This is a genomic window from Catellatospora vulcania (assembly GCF_009720385.1).
Lineage (GTDB): Bacteria > Actinomycetota > Actinomycetes > Mycobacteriales > Micromonosporaceae > Catellatospora > Catellatospora vulcania.
Genome location: NZ_ML769308.1, coordinates 126,258 through 143,737 on the forward strand (window position 1 = coordinate 126,258; position 17,480 = coordinate 143,737).

The following is a 17,480-nucleotide window of genomic DNA, read 5'->3' on the forward strand; positions in this document are numbered from 1 at the left end:
CCGGATCACCCGATCAGGACGACGGGTACGCGTTCGCCGCCGCGCCCGCGCCGCCCGCCCGGAACGCGGCCGGGGCGTGCACGACACAGGTCTGCGCGAACTCGGCGATGCCCTCCTCGCCGTACTCGCGGCCGTACCCGGAGCGCTTGACCCCGCCGAACGGCGCGCGCAGCGACATGCCGGTGCGGTTGTGCGTGTTGACGAAGACGAACCCGGCCTCCAACCGCCGCGCGACCGCGAACGCCCGCTCCTCGTCGGCCGACCACACCGACGCGCCGAGCCCCAGCTCGCCGGCGTTCGCGCGGGTCACCAGGTCGTCCTCGGCACGGTATGCCAGCACCGGAACCGTCGGCCCGAACTGCTCCTCGGCGACCACCGGGGCGTCCTCGGCCACGCCTGTCACCAGCGTCGGCACGACGAAGTGCCCGGCCCGCAAGTCGGCACCCGGATCGACGCGGCCGACCGGCAGGGCCTGCCCGCCGCGCGCCACGGCGTCCTCTACCAGCCCGGTGATCCGGGCCGCCGCCTCCGCGGTCACCACCGGTCCCATGCTCACCCCCGCGGCGAGCGGATCGCCCAGGCACAGCACCTCCTCGGCGGCCTGGAGATACGCGGCGACGAACTCGTCATGGCGGGCTTCGGGCACGTACAGCCGCTTGGCCGCCATGCACACCTGCCCGCTGGTCGCGAAGGTCGCCATGACCAGCCGCCGCATCGGCTCCGGGGACAGGTCGGCGTCGTCGAGCAGCAGCACCGGATCGTTGCCGCCCAGCTCCAGCACGGTCGGCGTGGTCTGCGCCGCAGCCGTCGCCGCGACGACCCGCGCCGTGGCCGCGCCGCCGGTGAACGCCACCTTGCCCACCAGCGCATGTCCGACCAGCGCGGCGCCCGCCCGCGCGTCGCCGTGCAGCACCTGCAGCACCGCGGCCGGCAGCGCCGACGCCAGCAGCCGCACCGTGCGGTCGATCGCCAGCGGGGCGAGCGGTGACGGCTTCACCACGACCGTGTTGCCCGCGGCCAGCGCCGGGGCGATCTTCAGGAGGGACAGGATGATAGGGGCGTTCCACGGGGTGATCGCCGCGACCACGCCGTACGGGCGGCGGCGCAGCAGCAGCCGTCCCGCCGCGTCGTCGAGCGCCGTGTCCGCGAGCACCCTCGGGGCGTGCTCGGCCACCCAGCGCAGGAACGTCAGCGCGAAGCCGAGCTCGCCGCGGCAGTCGGCCAGCACCTTGCCCGACTCGCGGGCCAGCAGCTCGGCGAGCACCGGCAGCTGCGGCTCGACCGCGTCCGCGGCGGCCCGCAGCGCCGCCACCCGGTCGGTGACGTCGACGCGCGCCCAGCCCCGCTGCGCCGCGTCGGCGGCCCGCACCACGGCGTCGACCTGATCCGGCTCCGCCGCGGGCACCGTGCCGACCAGCTCGTACACCCGCGCCGGGTTGTAGCGGGCGATCCGCTCGCGGTGCTCGCTCATGCCGGGACCGGGCGCAGCGACGAGATCATGCAGGCGCGCAGCAGGTGGGTGCGGGCGCGGGCCGGATCGGCAGCGGTGGCGCGGATCTCGTCCAGGTACGCCGCGCGGGCCGCCGGGTCGGTGGCGGTGAGGCGCTGGTAGTTCTGGTGCGAGACGGTCTGGACGTACTCCAGCGCGATGCGCCGCCGCTGCGTGGTGGCGTGCCGGACCGCGCCGTCGCCGGTGACCAGCGCGCGGGCGTACGCGACCGCGTCGTGGATGCCCGAGTTCATGCCCAGCCCGCCCAGCGGGTTGTTGACGTGCGCCGCGTCCCCGGCCAGCAGCACCCGTCCCACCTGGAACGTCTCGGCCACCCGCTGGTGCACGCGGTAGATGCTGGCGTGCGCGACCTGCCACGGCCGCCCCGGGTCGGCGACCTGCCGCAGCCGCCCGTCGAGCCGGTCCAGCTCGTCCCGGTCGGGCGTGCCGTCGGGCGTCGGCAGCAGCACCCGCCAGTGATCCGGCGTACGCAGCAGCACCGACCAGTCCACCGGGTCGAACACGTAGTTGACCTCGGCGAGGTCGTCGAGCATCCCGGGCAGGTCCTCGTCGGTGGACGCGACCAGGAAACGCTCCGGGTAGGTGATGCCCGCGAACTCCACACCGAGCGTGCGGCGCACTGCCGAATGCGCCCCGTCGGCGGCGATCAGCCAGTCGCCGCGCTCGCTGCGGCCGTCGGCGGCGCGGACCACCACACCGTCGGCCACCTGGTCGACGCCGAAGACGGGCCAGCCGAAACGGATCTCGCCCCCGGCGGCCTCGACCTCGGCCCGCAGGATCGGGGTGAGTTTCGACTGCTCGCACTGCACCCGGTACGGGTACGGCGTGTCCCGGGCGAGCACGCCCAGGTCGAGGGTGGCGATGTGGCCCTGCGCGCGGTCGCGGTAGGCGAACGTCGGTGCGATCAGGCCCCGGGCCAGCAGCGCGTCGACGACGCCCAGCTCGGCGAGCATCTCCAGGGTCGGCGGGTGGAAGGTCGACGCCCGCGACTCGGCCGCCAGCCCGTCACCCGCCTCCAGCACGGTCACCGCGACACCCTGCCGCGCCAGCGCCAGCGCGGCGGTCAACCCGACCGGCCCCGCCCCGGCCACGATGATCCTGGTCATGCCCTCTCCTCCCGGCATCCGGTCATGCTGCGTCGCTCGCTCTCGGCGAGGGAGCGGGGTCGCGCCCGCTCCGCCACGTGATAGACGTTGGCCTATCTGATCGAGAATTCGTGGATCGAACTCGATCAGATGGGCCAACGTCTATGAAAAGGTCGGTCATCGGCTGTTCTCGGCGTCCAGGGCCAGCGCTTCGTCCTGGCCGACGAGCCCGGTGAACTCGGCCCAGGCCAGCCGATCCGTGCTCGCCCCGCCCGCCGTGGCGATCTCCCGGTAGGCGCGGTCGGCGGCGTGCAGCGCGGCCAGCAGCGGCGCGACCGGGTGCAGCACCAGGCGCACCCCGACCGCGGCCAGCTCGGCGTCGCTCGCGGCGGCGGAGCGCCCGGCCGCCTCGGAGCGGTTGAGCACCAGCGCGACACCGGGTAGTGCCGCGTGCGCGCGGGCCAGCTCGTCGAGGTCGGACACGCCCTCCAGGAAGACGGCGTCCGCCCCGGCCGCGGCGTAGTGCCGGCCCCGGGTGATCGCGTCGTCGAGCCCGGTCACGGTGTACGCGTCGGTGCGTGCCACCACCACGATCCCGGTCCCGTCGGACACCACCGCCCGGATCTTGCGGGCGGCCGCGTCGGCGTCGACGAGTTCCTTGCCCGCGAGGTGGCCGCAGCGTTTCGGCATCACCTGGTCCTCCAGGTGCAGGCCGGACACGCCCGCCGCCGCGTAGCGCCGGGCCGTCCACACCGCCTGGAGCGCGTCGCCGTAGCCGGTGTCGGCGTCGGCCAGCAGCGGCACGCCGCCCAGCGCGGGCGTGATCCGGGCGGCGCGTTCGGCGATGTGCGTGCCGTGCACGTAGCCCAGGTCGGGCAGGCCCAGTTCGAGGGCGGCGCAGGCGGCCCCGGACAGGTGCGCCGCCCGGTGCCCGGCGCGTACGGCCAGCGCCGCGGTGGGCGGGTCGTACACGCCGGGCAGGTGGCAGACGCCGCCGGAGGCGAGCAGGGCCCGCAGCGCCGCGGCGGTCACGGACGGCCGTGCAGCGCGAAGCCGCCCTCGACACCGACGACCCGCGGGTTGGTGAAGAAGCGCAGCGTCTCGGCGGTGCCCTCCTCCGAGTACCCGGACAGCCCCCACGCCGGCCGGGGGGTGAACAGGTGCAGGCTCATCACGCTGGACCCGTTGACCTTCACCTCGCCCGCCCGCAGCCGCCGCGCGACGGCGAGCGCGGCGTCGGTGTCGGTCCCGGACACGTACGCCTCCAGCCCGTACGGCGTGCCGTTGGCCAGGGCCACCGCCTCGTCGACGGTGTCGTAGGTGTGCACGGCGGCGACCGGGCCGAAGATCTCGTGCACGGTGTGCACCGGGTCGACCCCGGTGACCAGGGTCGGGCTGAGGTAGTTGCCCTGCTCCGGCACGGCCGGCGCGGTGTGCGCGGTGCCCCCGTGGCGCAGGAGCGCATCGCGGGCGGCGGCGACCCGGTCGCGGTGTCCGGAGTGGACCAGCGGCCCGAAGTCCGTGTCGGGGTCCAGGGGCGCGCCGACGCGGAGCGCGGCCAGCCGGGCCAGGGTCGCGTCGAGGATCTCGGCGGCCCGGTCGGCGGGCACGATCAGGCGGCCCAGTGCCCGGCACCACTGCCCGTTCAGCGTGGTCAGCAGGTCCGCGGCGGCGCGGGCGGCGGCGGCGGTGTCCGCGTCGGGCAGCACGAGCAGCGGGTTGTTGCCGCCGAGTTCGAGCTGCACGGGCTTGATGTCGTACGCGCAGGCCGCCGCGACGGCCCGGCCGCCGGCCAGCCCGCCGGTGAACGACACGGCCCGCACGCGTGGGTCGCCGACCAGCCGCGCACCGGTGCCCGCGTCGCCGTGTACGAGCTGGAACAGCCCGCCGGGCAGCCCGGCCTCGGCCAGCGCCGCGTGCACGGCCCGTGCCAGCAGCTGCGTGCCGTACGGGGCGTACTCGCTGGGCTTGACGATGGTGGGGCAGCCCGCAGCCAGCGCGTTGGCGGCCTTGTGCGCGGCCATCGGCGCGGGCGCGTTCCACGGCACCAGGCAGGCCGCCGGTCCCCAGGGCAGCCGGTCGACGTGCGCGAGACGGCCGTCCTCACGCGGCAGCGCGCTGCTCAGCCAGCCGTCGCGCAGTTGCATCGCGGCCAGCCGGAACGCGCCGCCGAGGATGACCGACAGCGGCATGGTCTGGGAGATCGGCACGCCGGTGGCGAACGACTCGACGGCGGCGATGTCGGCGCCTGCGGCTTCCACCCGGGTGGCGACCGCGTCGAGCACGTCGGCGCGCTCGGTCGCGGGCAGGCCGGACCAGGCGCCGGAGTCGTGCACCGCCGTCGCCGCGGCGACGGCCGCCTCGACCCGGGCGGGGTTGCTGCCCACTGCGGCCCCGACGGGTTCGCCGGTCGCCGGGTCCTGCAACGTGAAGCCGAGGGGGTCGGCGCAATCCGCCCAGTGGCCGTCGACGAGGTCGGCGACCGCCTCGGGCCGGGCGCTCACTTGGGCACGCTCGCGAACAGGTCGTTGGACCGGTCGGCGGTGATCATGCCGGCGGCCTCCAGGCGGCCGCGCTCCGGCGGGAACGTCATGACCAGGCCCATCGACAGGTCGCGCAGGGCGCGGCCCATGGTGCCGTGCAGCGTAGCCCCGGAGGTGCCGCACGCCTTGAACGCGCCGACCGCGACCGCGAACGCGTTCTCGCAGATGGAGCCCTTGGCCAGCCGCCACTGCCGGTAGACCTCGTTCTTGGGCGCGATGGGCGGCTCGGACGTCTCCAGCAGCAGCTGGCGGCGCAGCCACAGGTACGCCGTCTCCAGGTTCTCGGTCATGTCTCCGATGATCACCTGGTGCATGGGGGACTCCGCAATCGGCCGCCCGGTGTCGGCGAACGTCTTGCTGGTCAGCCGCTGCAGCGTCTCGTCGTAGACGCCCTGGGCGCAGCCGACGTACACGGCGGTGATGGCGAGCTGGTTGCCGACGAAGCTGCCCCGGCTGCACTGGAGCATCTTCACGAACGCGCCCGGCACGGTCAGCGCCTCGGTCGCGGGCACCCACACGTCGCGCAGGGTGATGCCGTGGTTGGCCGAGCCGCGCATGCCCAGCCCGTCCCAGGCCGGGCGGGAGGCGACGCCCTCGGCCTCGCGCGGCACCAGGAACAGGGCCAGCCCGGCGGCGGTGTCGGTGCCGTCGAGGCGGGCGGTGACCAGGTAGGTGTCGGCGACGCCGGTGGCGCAGCCGAACGACTTCTCGCCGGTGATCAGCCAGCCCTCGACGCCGTCGCGGACCTCGGGGCGGGCCGTGGTCGAGATGGCGATGTTGGCGCTCGCGCTCTTGACCGACTCGCTGGCGAAGTTGGCCAGCCACATGCCGCCGGCCATCCGGCGCAGCACCTGCTCGGCGAAGGCCCGCACCACCGGCACGTCGGCGTCGTCGAACAGCCCGGCGTCGATCGCCTCCAGCGGCAGCAGCCCGCGCGAGGCGCTGGTGTTGTGGAAGAAGAAGGCGAGCGCGGTCGACGGGCAGGCGCTGCCCATGGCGAACGTCGCGGCGGCCAGGTCGCGCAGGCCGCCGCCGAGGCCGCCGTACTCCTCCGGCACGACCAGGCCGAGCAGCCCGGCCTCGCGCAGCAGCGCGACGTGGCCCGCGGGGAACTCCCCGGCCGCGTCGGCCTGCTCGGCGGCGGCGCGCAGCGCGGGCAGCACCGCTTCCACGCGGGCCGCGCGATCGAGTTCGGCGTCGCTCATGTCGTCGACGAGGCGCTGGCCGATGAGCCGGTCTGCCATTTCGTGCACTCCCTTGTGGATGGTCAGGTGAGGTCGTCAGGGGCGCGGGCCGGGCAGCGGCGCGCAGGCCACGCCGAGCTGCCGGGCCAGCAGCAGCAGGTCCTGGGCGGGCAGGCCGCCGGAGCCGGGGTCGAGCACGGTGTCGAAGCGGTGCACCCCGCTCTTCATCGCGACCAGCGCGTTCACCAGGCCGAGGCCGTGGTGGGCGAGCAGCCGCACCCGCACCGGTGCGGGGCGGGCGCGCACCACGGCGTCCTGCAGCACCCGGCGCACCTGCAGCGGGGACGCCGGGCTGGTCTCGGCGCAGCCCAGGGTCACGCCGGGCAGCCCGGCCAGCGCGTCGATCGCGGCGAGCACGTCGGCTTCTCGCGCGGGGGAGAAGGCGTCGGTGACGTACGCCAGCACCGGCGCGTGCGCCGCGGCGGCGGCGACCTGCGCGACGTCGCCGGAGTCGCGCACGAGCAGGGTGTGCGCCGCCTCGGCGGCGGGGTCGTCGAGCACCGTCATGGTGATCTCCTCGGGCAGCGGGTCGGCCAGCTGGCCCCACGCGCGCGAGTGGAACAGCAGCGGCGCGGTGATCCGGGGCACCGCCGCGTCGACGACCCGGCCGACGAAGATGGTGTGGTCGCCCCCGGGGTACGCGTGCTCGACGGTGCAGTCCAGCCGGCCGGTCGCGTCGGCGAGCATGGGGCAGCCGGTCGGCCCGGTCAGCCAGTCCAGCCCGGCGAAGCGGTCCGTTCCCGGGCGCGCGCCCGCGAAGCGGCGGCCGATCTCGGCCTGGTCCTTGCCGAGGAAGCTCAGCGCGAACACCCCCGCCTGTTCGATCATTCCCCGGGTGGGCAGATGATTGCCCAGGCAGACCGAGACCAGTGGCGGATCGAGGCTGACGGAGGAGAATGAGCTGGCGGTCATGCCGTGGGGGCGGCGGGCGCCGTCCGGCTCGGTCACGATGGTGGTGACCACGGCGACGCCGCTGGGCCACTGGCTCAGCACCGAACGCAGGTGCGTGCTGTCCACCGCCACCGCCCTCCGTTTCGCATTAGGAAACGCTGTTGCCGTGAAGGTAACGACTCGGTCGCGCACCTGTCAACGCCCGTGCGGCCTCTGCGCGCGGAGCGCGCCTGGATCTACACTGGCGACCGTCCGCGCCCACAGGAGGACCCGTGCCCACTGCCGCTGCGAAGTCGACCGTCACCGCTGACGACGACAGCCAGTCCCGCTCCATCGCCGCTGTCGAGCGCGCCATGGACGTGCTGCTCTACTTCGGGCGCAGCGGACACCCCGACCTCGGGGTCACCGAGATCGCGACCGCGCTCGGGCTGACCAAGGCCGCCGTGCACCGCATCCTCACCGCGCTGCGCAGCCGCGACCTGATCACGGTCGACCCGGTGACCCGGCGGTACGCCCTCGGCCACGCCGCGGTCTCGCTGGGCCGGGCCTACCTGGCCCGCACCGACCTGCGCGCGATGGCAGCCCCCGAGCTGCGCCAGCTCGCCGAGGCGACCGGTGAGACGGCGACGCTGTCACTGCGCCGCGGCGACACCCGCCTCTACGTCGACCAGGTCGTGCCCGACCAGGAGCTGCGCATGGAGGTCACGCTCGGCATCCCGTACCCGCTGCACGCCGGCGGGTCGTCGAAGGCGTTCCTGGCCTTCCTGCCCGACAGCGAGGTCGACGCCTACCTGGCGCGCCACCCGCTGCAGCCGCTGACCGACAAGACCGTGACCGACCCGGCGAAACTGCGCAAGGAGCTGGCCGCGATCCGCAAGCGCGGGTACGCGACCTCGCTCGGCGAGCGGCAGGCCGGGGCCGCGTCGATCGCGGCGCCGGTGTTCGACCACGACGGCCACGTGGTCGCCGTGCTCAGCGTCGCCGGCCCGGCAGCCCGCTTCAAGCCGGAGCAGTCGGGCAACGCCCAGGAGCTGGTGGCGGCCGCGGGCCGGATCTCGGAGCAGCTGGGCTACGTCGCGGGCTGAGCGGTCAGCTGCGCCTACGCCGGCCGCCCTGCGATTCGTAGCGGTCACCGCCGCGCTGTGGGTCGTAGCGGCGGCTGCCGTCGTAGCCGCCACTCTGCTCGGGGGTGGGCCACTGGCGGTCGACGGTGTCGGCGTCGGTGAAGTCCTTGCCCTTGCCCTTCACGGCGCGGTAGGTCAGCAGCGCGGCTATGAAGAAGATGCCCTGGGCCATCGTGTTCATGCCCTGCTGCACCCACTGGAAGGCCAGCGCGTCGCTGGCCGCGTGGCCGCGCAGCGGGACCAGCGCGATCACGGCGAGCACGCTGACCGGGAAGAGCCCGGCCGCCAGGGCATTGCCGTGCCGCCAGGCGCGCACCGTGCCGAGCACGCTGATCCAGATGACGATCGCGGTGGCGAAGATGAACGCGGGCTGCACCGAGCGCGACGTCACCGCCAGGGTCGCGACGCCCGCGCCGATCAGCAGCAGCGGCCAGCGCCACCACCGCAGTGACTTGTGCAGCGAGAGCGCCAGCAGTAGGCCGCCGGCGGCCAGCAGCGGGAAGAGCAGGTCGTCCAGCCAGTTCACGTCGATCGACCAGGCGGCGTGCAGCAGTTTCCAGGTCGATTTCGCCGCGCCGCCCGCGCCCATGAGCACGGCGCCGATCCTGCCCAGGGCGGACGGGGCCAGCAGCCAGAACCCGACGAACGCCAGCAGTGTGGGCGCGAAGTCCTCCACCGCGAGCGCCACGCTGAGCGCGGGCGGAGCCTCCTCCGCCGCTGACAGCGCCAGGCCCGGCAACACATCCATGAACATGCGCGCGAGCTTATGTGCATTCAACGATGTCGTTCCAGCCCGGAAAGCAGACAAGATCTGACAGTCTACTTTGGATGTTCGGCCCTTGCGCGGAGGGCTTCCCTGCGCAATCGCCTGATCACCTCCAGTGATCAACGCCGTCCGCATCTTTCGGAGTATCGAAAACCGACGACGCCGACGGCTGGGGCGCCGTCAACGGCACCCAGATGATCATCTGGACCTGCGGAACCCGGTCCAGTCCCACCGGAACCGGCGCTGACCCGAGGGAAGGGCCGCCCCCCACCAGGGGAGGGCGGCCCCGCACCGGCACCGGGGACCGCGTGGAACGAACCCGGTCCGGCGGCTACAGCTCCGCGAACGGCTTCAGGACGCCGAGCGCCGCGGCGGCCAGCACGCTGCCCCAGATGCCCCACACGTACGGCAGGCACCCGTCGATGGAGCGCTTCAGGGTGCTCTCCACCTCGGGGGTCGAGCCCGTGGTCATCAGCGCGCCGAAGGCCGGGCCGAACGAGCGCAGCGTGAGCCGGATGCCCAGGCCGCAGCCGATGGCCACGGTGTAGAGCAGCAGCTTCCCGCCCAGCCAGCGCGGGTTGGTGTCGACCCCGAACGGCCGGTCCGCGACCAGTGTGTAGACGGCGGTGAGGCCGAGCGCCGCGATCAGGGTCAGCCGGATCGTCCAGTCGGCACGGCGTACCCAGGGCCGGCGGCCGGGATGGTGGTGGTCGGTGATGGTCGCGGCGAGCCACGCGGCGGCGAACAGCCACACCGCCACGACCACCGGCCAGCCGAACGGGTTGACGCCGAACACCTGTGCGCCATGCGGCTCCAGCGCCATCAGCGTGATGCCGCTGGGCAGGAAGAGCACGAGGCAGATCTTCGGGCCGAGGTCCAGGCCGCCCATGATCTTCAGGGCGGTGGCGCGGGCGGCGGGGGTGAGGTCGGGCCGGAGGACGAACCGGCTCGACCAGAACACGCCCAGGTCGCCGCCGAGCCAGAAGACGAAGAGGATGATGTGGAGCAGAATCCACCAGCCGTGCGTATGCGATCCCACCGCGTAATGGAAACACTGATTCGCTGTGAGAAACAAGCCCTTGACGGGCTGCTCAACGCGTGGCTAGCGTCGGCGCCATGGTCGGCCGTTATTTCGAGGACTTCACCGTGGGTGACGTCTACCAGCACCCGCTCGGCCGCACGATCAGCGAGGCCGACAACACCTGGTTCACCCTGCTCACGATGAACACCAACCAGAACCACTTCAACGAGCACTTCGCCAGCCGCGCCCCGTACGGGCGGCTCATCGTCAACTCCGGGCTGTCCGTGGCGATCGTACTGGGCCTGTCCGTCTCGGACATGAGCCAGAACGCCCTGATGAACCTCGGCTGGGACGCCATCCGGCTCACCCACCCGGTGTTCGTCGGCGACACCCTCTACGCCGAGTCCCTGGTCACCGCCCTGCGCGAGTCGGGCAGCCGCCCGTACGCCGGGATCGTCACCTGCCGCACCCGGGGCCTCAACCAGGACGGCGACGAGGTCATGTCATGGACCCGCACCGTCATGGTCTACAAGCGCGACGCCCCGCACGACAAGGACCTCTTCCCGGTCGCCAAGACCGGGCCGATGACCGCATGATCCGCCTGGACTTCCAGCCCTGGGGCGAGAGCCTGGCCGAGCTGACCGACGCGGCCCGCCGCGCCGAGGACGCCGGAGCGGGCGTGCTGTGGGCCCCGGAGCTGCACCGCAGCGCCCCGGTGACCGCCGCCGCGCTGGCCGCCGCGACCACCCGGGTGGGCGTCGGCACCGGCATCGCGCTGGCGTTCGCCCGCAGCCCGATGCTGACCGCGCTGTCCGCGCTCGACCTGGACGAGCTGTCCGGCGGCCGGTTCCGGCTGGGCCTGGGCACGGGGGTGCGCCGCCTGATCGGCGACTGGCACGGCATGCCGTTCGACCCGCCCGTGGCCCGGCTGCGCGACACCGTGGCGATCATCCGGGCCGTGGTCGCGGGCGCGTACACCGGCGAGCCGATCGAGCACCACGGCGAGGCCTCCATCAACGTGCGCGGCTGGCGGCGGCCGTATCCGCCGGTCCGCGAGCGCATCCCGGTGTACCTGGCCGCGATGGGCCCGGCGATGACGGCCCTCGCCGGGGAGATCGGCGACGGCTGGCTCTCGCACGAGCTGTGCCCGCCGGACCACCTGGCCGAAACGATCCTGCCCATGCTGCGTAAAGGCTCCGCCCGCAGCGGCAACAGTCCCGAGGTCGTCGTGTCGGCGTGCTGCTCGGTCGACGCCGACGCGGCCGTGGCCCGCGACCGGGCGCGCGGCGTGGTCGGCTTCTACGCCAGCGTGCAGACCTACGCCGACCTGTTCGCCGAGTACGCCGAGCAGCACGCGGCCATCGTCGCCGCGCGTCGCGAGGGCCGGGCCGCCGAGGCGCTCGCCGAGTTCGTGCCCGCGCCGATGGCGGCTGCCTACACGCTCAGCGGCACACGCGACGACGTCGCCGCCGGGATCGCCCGCTACGAGGGACTCGCCGACGCGGTGAAGCTGTCGCCGCCGACGCACGGGCTCGCCCCGGCGCAGATCCGCGCCGCCCAGAACGCGATCATCGACCTTATCCGGGAGCTGGCGTGAGACCACTGGCCGACATCCGCGTGATCGCCGTCGAGCAGTACGGCGCGGGCCCGTTCGGCAGCCTGCACCTCGCCGACCTCGGCGCGGAGATCATCAAGATCGAGGATCCGTCGTCGGGCGGCGACGTCGGCCGCTACGTGCCGCCGTACACCGACGGCGAGGACTCGCTGTTCTTCGAGACCTTCAACCGCGGCAAGCGCTCGCTGTCGCTCGACCTGTCCACGGCCGCGGGCCGGGAGGTGTTCGAGGACCTGGTCGCCGAGTCCGACGCCGTCTACTCCAACCTGCGCGGCGACGTGCCCGCCCGGATGCGGCTGACCTACGCCGACCTCAAGCACGTCAACCCGCGCATCGTGTGCTGCTCGCTGACCGGCTTCGGGATGACCGGGCCGCGCGCCAAGCAGCCCGGCTACGACTACATCCTGCAGGGGCTGGCCGGCTGGATGTCGCTGACCGGCGAACCCGACGGCCCGCCCGCGAAGTCCGGGCTGTCCATGGTGGACTACTCGGGCGGCTTCGTCGCGGCGATGGCGCTGCTCGCGGGAGTGCACGCGGCCCGGCGCGACGACCAGGGCATGGACTGCGACCTGAGCCTGTTCGACACCGCCATCGGCCTGCTCACCTACCCGGCGACCTGGCACCTGAGCGCCGGGTTCGCCCCCGCCCGCACCCGGCACTCGGCGCACCCGTCGCTGGTGCCGTTCCAGGTGTTCGCGGCCGCCGACGGCTGGCTGGTGGTGGGCTGCGCCAAGGAGAAGTTCTGGCAGCGGCTGGCCGGGGTGCTGGAGCTACCGGACGACCCGCGCTTCGCCACGTTCGCGCTGCGGCAGCAGCACCGCGACGAGGTGCTGGAGATCCTGGAGCGCGCGTTCGCGACCCGGACCGTGGCCGACTGGCTCGGCGTGCTGGAACCCGCCGGGGTGCCCTGCGGGCCGGTCAACGACGTCGCGGCCGCCCTGGCCGAGCCCCACACGCAGGCCCGCAACATGGTCGTGCGGACCGAGCACCCGGCCTTCGGCACGGTCACCCAGGTCGCCTCCCCGGTGCGGGTCGGCGACGAGCCGCCCGCCTACCGCCGTGCCCCGCGCCGCAACGAGGACTTCGGCTACGTCACCGACGACCTGCTCGGCTACAGCCCCGACCAGGTCGAGCGGCTGCGCGCGGCAGGGGCCTTCGGTGCCTGACCTGATCACCTGGGCCGCGGACCTGACCTGGGCGGAGATCCCCGAGCCGGTGCGCGCCGCCGCCCGCCTGCGGCTCCTCGACGGCCTGGGCTGCCTGATCGCGGGGGTACGCAGAGCCGAAGCACCCGCCGCCGTGCAGGTCGCCCGGGGTCTGGGCGGCCCGCCGGAAGCCACGCTGTTCGGCCACGCGGGCACCGGCTCCACGCCCGTCGCCGAGCGGCATGAGCCCGGCAACGCTGAGGCGCCACGCGATCCGATCAAGATCGGTGCGGCCGCTGCCGCGTTCGGCAACGCGGTCGCGATGCACGCGCTCGACTTCGACGACACCCACGCCACCGGCCTGGTGCACGCGACCACGGTCACCGCGCCGGTAGCCCTCGCGCTGGCCGAGCAGACCGGGGCGAGCGGCGAGGACCTGCTGGCCGCGTACACGGCAGGCCTGGAGGTCGTATGCCGCCTCGGCGCGGCGGCCCCGCACGCGTTCCACGCCCGGGGCGTGCACGCGACCTCGGCCTGCGGGACGATCGCCGCGGCCGTGGTCGCCGGGCGGCTGCTCGGGTTGGACGCCGCGACCACCGCGCACGCCGCGGGCATCGCGGCCAGCGGCTCGTCCGGGCTGCTGGAGTTCCTGCACACCGGCGGCTCCACCAAGCAGCTGCATCCCGGCTTCGCGGCGCACGCGGGCATCGTCGCGGCCCGGCTCGCCGCAGCGGGCGCGACCGGCCCGGCGGGCTTCCTCGACGGCGCGAACGGGCTGTTCGCCGCGCTGGCCGGGCGGGCCCCCGACCACGAGACCCTGCACGGCGGGCTCGGGCAGCGCTGGGAGGCGGAGCGCATCACCGTGAAGCCGTATGCCGCCTGCCGGCTCAGCCACGCCGTGCTCGACGCGGCCGCCCTGCTGCGCCGCGACGTGGACGTCTCCCGGATCACCGCCGTGGTGATCCGCCTGCACCCCGACGCGCTGCCGATCGTCGGCGGGGCCGCGCTGCCGTCGACGCCGTACGCGGCGAAGTTCTCCGCGGCCTGGTGCGTGGCGGCGATGCTGCTCGATGGCGCGCTGCCGGTGGAGGTGTTCGACGACCCGCACCGGGCCGACATCGTCGCGCTGGCGAAACGCGTCGCGATCGAGCCGCTGCGCCAGGACGTGCCGACCGCCGCCGCCGACGCGCCCGGCCGCATCCGGGCTCAGCTCGCCCATGGCGGGGTGCGCGAGGTCGGGGTGCCCCGGTGCGGCGGCGGGGCCGACGACCCCGGGCTGGACGAGCTGCTGGTGGCCAAGGCCCGCGCCAACCTCGGCGAGCGGGCCGACGCAGTGCTCGCGGCGCTGGCCGCGCTGCCCACCGCACCCGACGTGAAGGAGCTGGTGACGTGCCTGGCCTGACGATCCACCTGCCCGCGGTCGGCGGCTACGCCCACGCGGCGGCCGTGCTCGCGGCGCACGAGCTGGAACCGTCCGATGTGGTCCACGTCGTCGAGTACGTGACCGCCTCGATAGCTCCCGCCGCGGTCGCCGCGGCCCGCGATGTGCTGCTGGCGGGCACGGTCGTGCCGGTGTCGACGATCCCGGTGCGGGGCTTCCCGGGCGGCGCGGACCCGTACCGGGTCGCGGTGACGGCGTACCCGGGCGGCGGGGTGCTGCGCGGCACGGACCGCGACGTGCTGCGCGTCGCCGACGGCGTGGTCTACCTGCCCAGCGTGTTCACCACCGAGGGCGAGTTCGCCGACCAGTACCGCGCCTGCCTGCTGCGGGTCCGGGAGATCCTGTCCCCGCTGCGGCTCGGCCTGGACGCCCTGGTGCTCACCACCGACTACACGGCCACCGCCACCCGCGCCTCGTACCCGCGCTGCGGCCGCCCGCGCCGCGAGCTGCTCGGCAACGGCCCCGTCCACCCCGGCGCGGCCGGCATCCTGGTCGACGTGCCGCTCGCGCCCGGCGCGATGGTGGCGCTCGACGCGGTCGCCGCGACCGGCCCGCTGCACGCGGTCAACCCGGGCTGGGCCAGGTACGACACGCTCACCTACAAACCCGCGGCGGTCGCCGGGCGGCACGTGTTCGGCGCCGGGTTCGGCGCGCTCGACCCGGTCACCCAGACCGCGGTGCACGAGCACGACCTGCTCGCCCAGGCCGCCTTCGTGTACGGCAACATCGCCGCCGTGTTCGGCGCGGCCGGCGGCGCGCAGACCGTTTCGCTGCTCGAGTACCTCACCCCGGACGCGGTCGCGGCCTACCCGCGCCTGGCGGAGCTGCGCGCCGAGTACTTCCCCGACGCGGTGGTGACCTCGGTGGTCTGCGACGCGCTGCTGCGCCCCGAGTTCCTCATCGAGGTCGTGCCGCGCGGCCTGCTGCCGGAGGCGTCATGACCATGCTGACCGGGCAGTTGCGGGCGCAGCTCGGGCGGGAGGTGGCCTACACCGCGCCGGAGGAGATCGGCCGCGCCGCGATCCGCTACTTCGCGCAGGCGATCGGGGCCGACGACCCGGCCTACACCAGCGGCGACGACCCGGTCGCCCCGCCGACGATGATCTGCGAGACGAACCAGTACGCGAACCTGCCCGCCGACGCCGACGGCTACCCCGGCCACGGCTGGCACCTGGACGTGCCCGGGGCGCGGCTGGTCCGCGGCGGCAACGCCTACGAGTTCCACCAGCCCGCCCGCGCGTCCGACGTGCTCACCGTGACCTGGCGGCTGGAGTCGATGACCGAGCGCACCACCGGCGGCGGCACGCCGATGCTGGTGGTGCTGTCCACCGCGACGTACCGCAACCAGCGCGCCGAGCTGCTGGCCGTGAACACCGAGACGCTGATCTACCTGGGTGGCGCAGCATGAGCCAGCATCGCGAGCGAGTCATCGGACCCGGCGACGCCGCCGGCCGGCGCAGCGAGGAGCAGGCATGACCACGGTCGGCGAGCGGCTGCCGGAGCTGCGGCGCACCATCACCCTGCCCGACATGATCGCGTACGCGGGCGCGACCTGGGACTGGCACCGCCTGCACTACGACCCCGACTACCTCGCCGGGCGCGGCCTGACCCGGCCGGTCGTCGACGGGCAGCTGTTCGGCGCGCTGCTCGCCGAGCTGGTACGCGGCTGGGCGGGCCCCGGCGCCACGCTGACCCGGCTGCACCTGCGCTTCGCCAACCTGGTCTTCGCCGGGGAGACGGTCGTCGCCACCGGCGAGGTGATCGAGGTCGACGGTGACACCGTGATCCTCGCCCTGAAGGTCACCGTGGCCGACGACGGCCGCGTCGCCGTGCACCCGGCCGGCGCGACCGTGGTGTTCGCCTCCGCTGGCGTTGCGTCGGCTGACGCCCTCGCCGGTCGTGAACCGGCCGCGTCCCGTGGTGTGCCGTCGTCGGCGAACGCAGCCGGGGTGGAGACCGCCCGGTGAGCGTCGCGATCGTCGGGGCGGCCGAGTGCGACCTCGGGCATACCGGGCTGTCCACGCAGCAGCTGCTGGCGCAGGCGGTAAGACGGGCGCTCGACGACGCCGGGCTGCGGGTGTGCGACGTGGACGGCATCGCCACCACCGGGCATGGCCGCTTCCCGGCCACCCAGCTCGCCGACCAGCTCGGGCTGTGCCCGTCGTGGACGGACTCCACCGCCGCCGGGGGAGCCGTCTTCGAGATGTACGTCGCCCGTGCCGCCCAGGCCATCGAAGCCGGGCAGTGCAGCGTCGCGGTGATCGCCTTCGCCTCGAACCAGCGCTCGGCCCGCTCCCGCCGCATCGGCGGCGTCTACGACGCGGCCACCCCCGAAGCGCAGTTCGAGCAGCCGTACCAGCCGCTGTGGCCGCTGTCGTACTACGCGATGACCGCCCAGCGCTACCTGCACACGTACCGGCTGGACCGGGCCGACCTGGCCCGCGTGGCGGTCGCCGCCCGCGAGCACGCGCTGCGCAACCCGGCCGCGTTCCGGCATTCGGCCGGGCCGCTGACCGTGGACGAGGTGCTGGCCGCGCCGATGATCTCCAGCCCGCTCGGCGCGCTGGACTGCTGCCTGGTCACCGACGGCGGCGGGGCGATCGTGCTGACCTCCCTGGACCGCGCCCGCCACCTGGCGAAACCGCCGGTGCGGGTGCTCGGCTACGGCGAGTCGGTCACCCACGCGGCGATGGCCACGCCGGACGATCTGCTCAGCACGGGCGCGGCCGCGTCCGGGGCACGCGCGTTCGCCCGTGCTGCGGTGCGACCGGAGGAGATCGACGTCATCCAGCTCTACGACTCGTTCACCGTCAGCGTGCCGCTGGGCCTGGAACAGCTCGGCTTCTGCCCGCCCGGCACGGGCGTGCACTGGGCGGGCGTGCCGGTGAACACCACCGGCGGCGGCCTGTCCTACTGCCACCCTGGCCAGCTCGGCGTGCTGCTGCTCGTCGAGGCGGTACGCCAGCTGCGCGGCGAGGGCGGCCCGCGCCAGGTCGACGGCGCGGCCACCGCCCTGGTCCACGGCACCGGCGGCATCGCCTCCAGCCACGCCACCGTCATCCTGGGGGTCCGATGACACCGCCCCACCGGCCGCA

17 protein-coding genes are annotated in these 17,480 nt (G+C 74.3%); 9 read left to right on the forward strand and 8 right to left on the reverse strand.

Annotation, left to right across the window (positions count from 1 at the left end; genetic code table 11):
- Positions 1-13: 13 nt before the first annotated feature.
- From F6W97_RS16475 to F6W97_RS16500, 6 genes are all read right to left on the reverse strand, one after another.
- Complete coding sequence (locus tag F6W97_RS16475) at positions 14-1,471, reverse strand: aldehyde dehydrogenase family protein (protein WP_155371221.1); 1,458 nt, start codon at positions 1,469-1,471, stop codon at positions 14-16.
- Positions 1,468-2,616: an FAD-dependent oxidoreductase gene (locus F6W97_RS16480; RefSeq protein WP_155371222.1), complete on the reverse strand. Its 1,149-nt coding sequence runs from the start codon at positions 2,614-2,616 to the stop codon at positions 1,468-1,470. The genes F6W97_RS16475 and F6W97_RS16480 overlap by 4 nt, the downstream gene beginning before the upstream one ends.
- A gap of 156 nt (positions 2,617-2,772) precedes the next feature.
- A complete protein-coding gene (locus F6W97_RS16485) occupies positions 2,773-3,627 on the reverse strand; it encodes an isocitrate lyase/PEP mutase family protein (RefSeq protein WP_155371223.1) in 855 nt (284 codons plus the stop codon).
- Positions 3,624-5,099, reverse strand: a complete 1,476-nt coding sequence (locus F6W97_RS16490) for an aldehyde dehydrogenase family protein (RefSeq protein ID WP_155371224.1) — start codon at positions 5,097-5,099, stop codon at positions 3,624-3,626. Before F6W97_RS16490 ends, F6W97_RS16485 begins: the two co-directional genes overlap by 4 nt.
- Positions 5,096-6,382 (reverse strand): acyl-CoA dehydrogenase family protein, encoded by a 1,287-nt coding sequence (locus F6W97_RS16495; RefSeq protein WP_155371225.1) that lies wholly within the window; start codon positions 6,380-6,382, stop codon positions 5,096-5,098. Before F6W97_RS16495 ends, F6W97_RS16490 begins: the two co-directional genes overlap by 4 nt.
- 36 nt (positions 6,383-6,418) lie before the next feature.
- Positions 6,419-7,399 (reverse strand): flavin reductase, encoded by a 981-nt coding sequence (locus tag F6W97_RS16500; RefSeq protein WP_196279182.1) that lies wholly within the window; start codon positions 7,397-7,399, stop codon positions 6,419-6,421.
- Between the two features lie 146 nt (positions 7,400-7,545).
- Here F6W97_RS16500 and F6W97_RS16505 point away from each other — a divergent pair, with 146 nt between their 5' ends.
- Positions 7,546-8,358 (forward strand): IclR family transcriptional regulator, encoded by an 813-nt coding sequence (locus F6W97_RS16505; protein WP_230686728.1) that lies wholly within the window; start codon positions 7,546-7,548, stop codon positions 8,356-8,358.
- A gap of 4 nt (positions 8,359-8,362) precedes the next feature.
- On the opposite strand, the gene F6W97_RS16510 is transcribed toward F6W97_RS16505, so the two are convergent.
- Positions 8,363-9,151 carry a hypothetical protein gene (locus F6W97_RS16510; protein ID WP_155371227.1) on the reverse strand — a complete coding sequence of 263 codons (789 nt, stop codon included), beginning with the start codon at positions 9,149-9,151 and terminating at the stop codon, positions 8,363-8,365.
- 343 nt (positions 9,152-9,494) lie between these two features.
- The gene (locus tag F6W97_RS16515; RefSeq protein WP_155371228.1) at positions 9,495-10,202 is read right to left on the reverse strand and encodes a hypothetical protein; all 708 of its coding nucleotides are present in this window, start codon (positions 10,200-10,202) and stop codon (positions 9,495-9,497) included.
- A gap of 77 nt (positions 10,203-10,279) precedes the next feature.
- Between F6W97_RS16515 and F6W97_RS16520 the strand changes: the two genes are divergently transcribed.
- The 8 genes from F6W97_RS16520 (at position 10,280) to F6W97_RS16555 (ending at position 17,461) form a co-directional block, all read left to right on the forward strand.
- A complete protein-coding gene (locus tag F6W97_RS16520) occupies positions 10,280-10,780 on the forward strand; it encodes a MaoC family dehydratase (RefSeq protein WP_196279183.1) in 501 nt (166 codons plus the stop codon).
- Positions 10,777-11,781, forward strand: coding sequence for an LLM class flavin-dependent oxidoreductase (locus tag F6W97_RS16525; RefSeq protein ID WP_230686729.1), 1,005 nt, complete (start codon positions 10,777-10,779; stop codon positions 11,779-11,781). Before F6W97_RS16520 ends, F6W97_RS16525 begins: the two co-directional genes overlap by 4 nt.
- The gene (locus tag F6W97_RS16530) at positions 11,778-12,965 is read left to right on the forward strand and encodes a CaiB/BaiF CoA transferase family protein (RefSeq protein WP_155371231.1); all 1,188 of its coding nucleotides are present in this window, start codon (positions 11,778-11,780) and stop codon (positions 12,963-12,965) included. The genes F6W97_RS16525 and F6W97_RS16530 overlap by 4 nt, the downstream gene beginning before the upstream one ends.
- Positions 12,958-14,346: an MmgE/PrpD family protein gene (locus F6W97_RS16535; protein WP_155371232.1), complete on the forward strand. Its 1,389-nt coding sequence runs from the start codon at positions 12,958-12,960 to the stop codon at positions 14,344-14,346. The genes F6W97_RS16530 and F6W97_RS16535 overlap by 8 nt, the downstream gene beginning before the upstream one ends.
- The gene (locus F6W97_RS16540) at positions 14,334-15,326 is read left to right on the forward strand and encodes a RidA family protein (RefSeq protein ID WP_230686730.1); all 993 of its coding nucleotides are present in this window, start codon (positions 14,334-14,336) and stop codon (positions 15,324-15,326) included. Before F6W97_RS16535 ends, F6W97_RS16540 begins: the two co-directional genes overlap by 13 nt.
- Entirely contained in the window at positions 15,323-15,793 is a 471-nt protein-coding gene (locus F6W97_RS16545; RefSeq protein ID WP_155371233.1) for an FAS1-like dehydratase domain-containing protein, read from the forward strand. Before F6W97_RS16540 ends, F6W97_RS16545 begins: the two co-directional genes overlap by 4 nt.
- A gap of 64 nt (positions 15,794-15,857) precedes the next feature.
- The gene (locus tag F6W97_RS16550; protein WP_155371234.1) at positions 15,858-16,352 is read left to right on the forward strand and encodes a MaoC/PaaZ C-terminal domain-containing protein; all 495 of its coding nucleotides are present in this window, start codon (positions 15,858-15,860) and stop codon (positions 16,350-16,352) included.
- Positions 16,349-17,461: a thiolase C-terminal domain-containing protein gene (locus F6W97_RS16555; RefSeq protein WP_155371235.1), complete on the forward strand. Its 1,113-nt coding sequence runs from the start codon at positions 16,349-16,351 to the stop codon at positions 17,459-17,461. The genes F6W97_RS16550 and F6W97_RS16555 overlap by 4 nt, the downstream gene beginning before the upstream one ends.
- Positions 17,462-17,480: the final 19 nt, after the last annotated feature.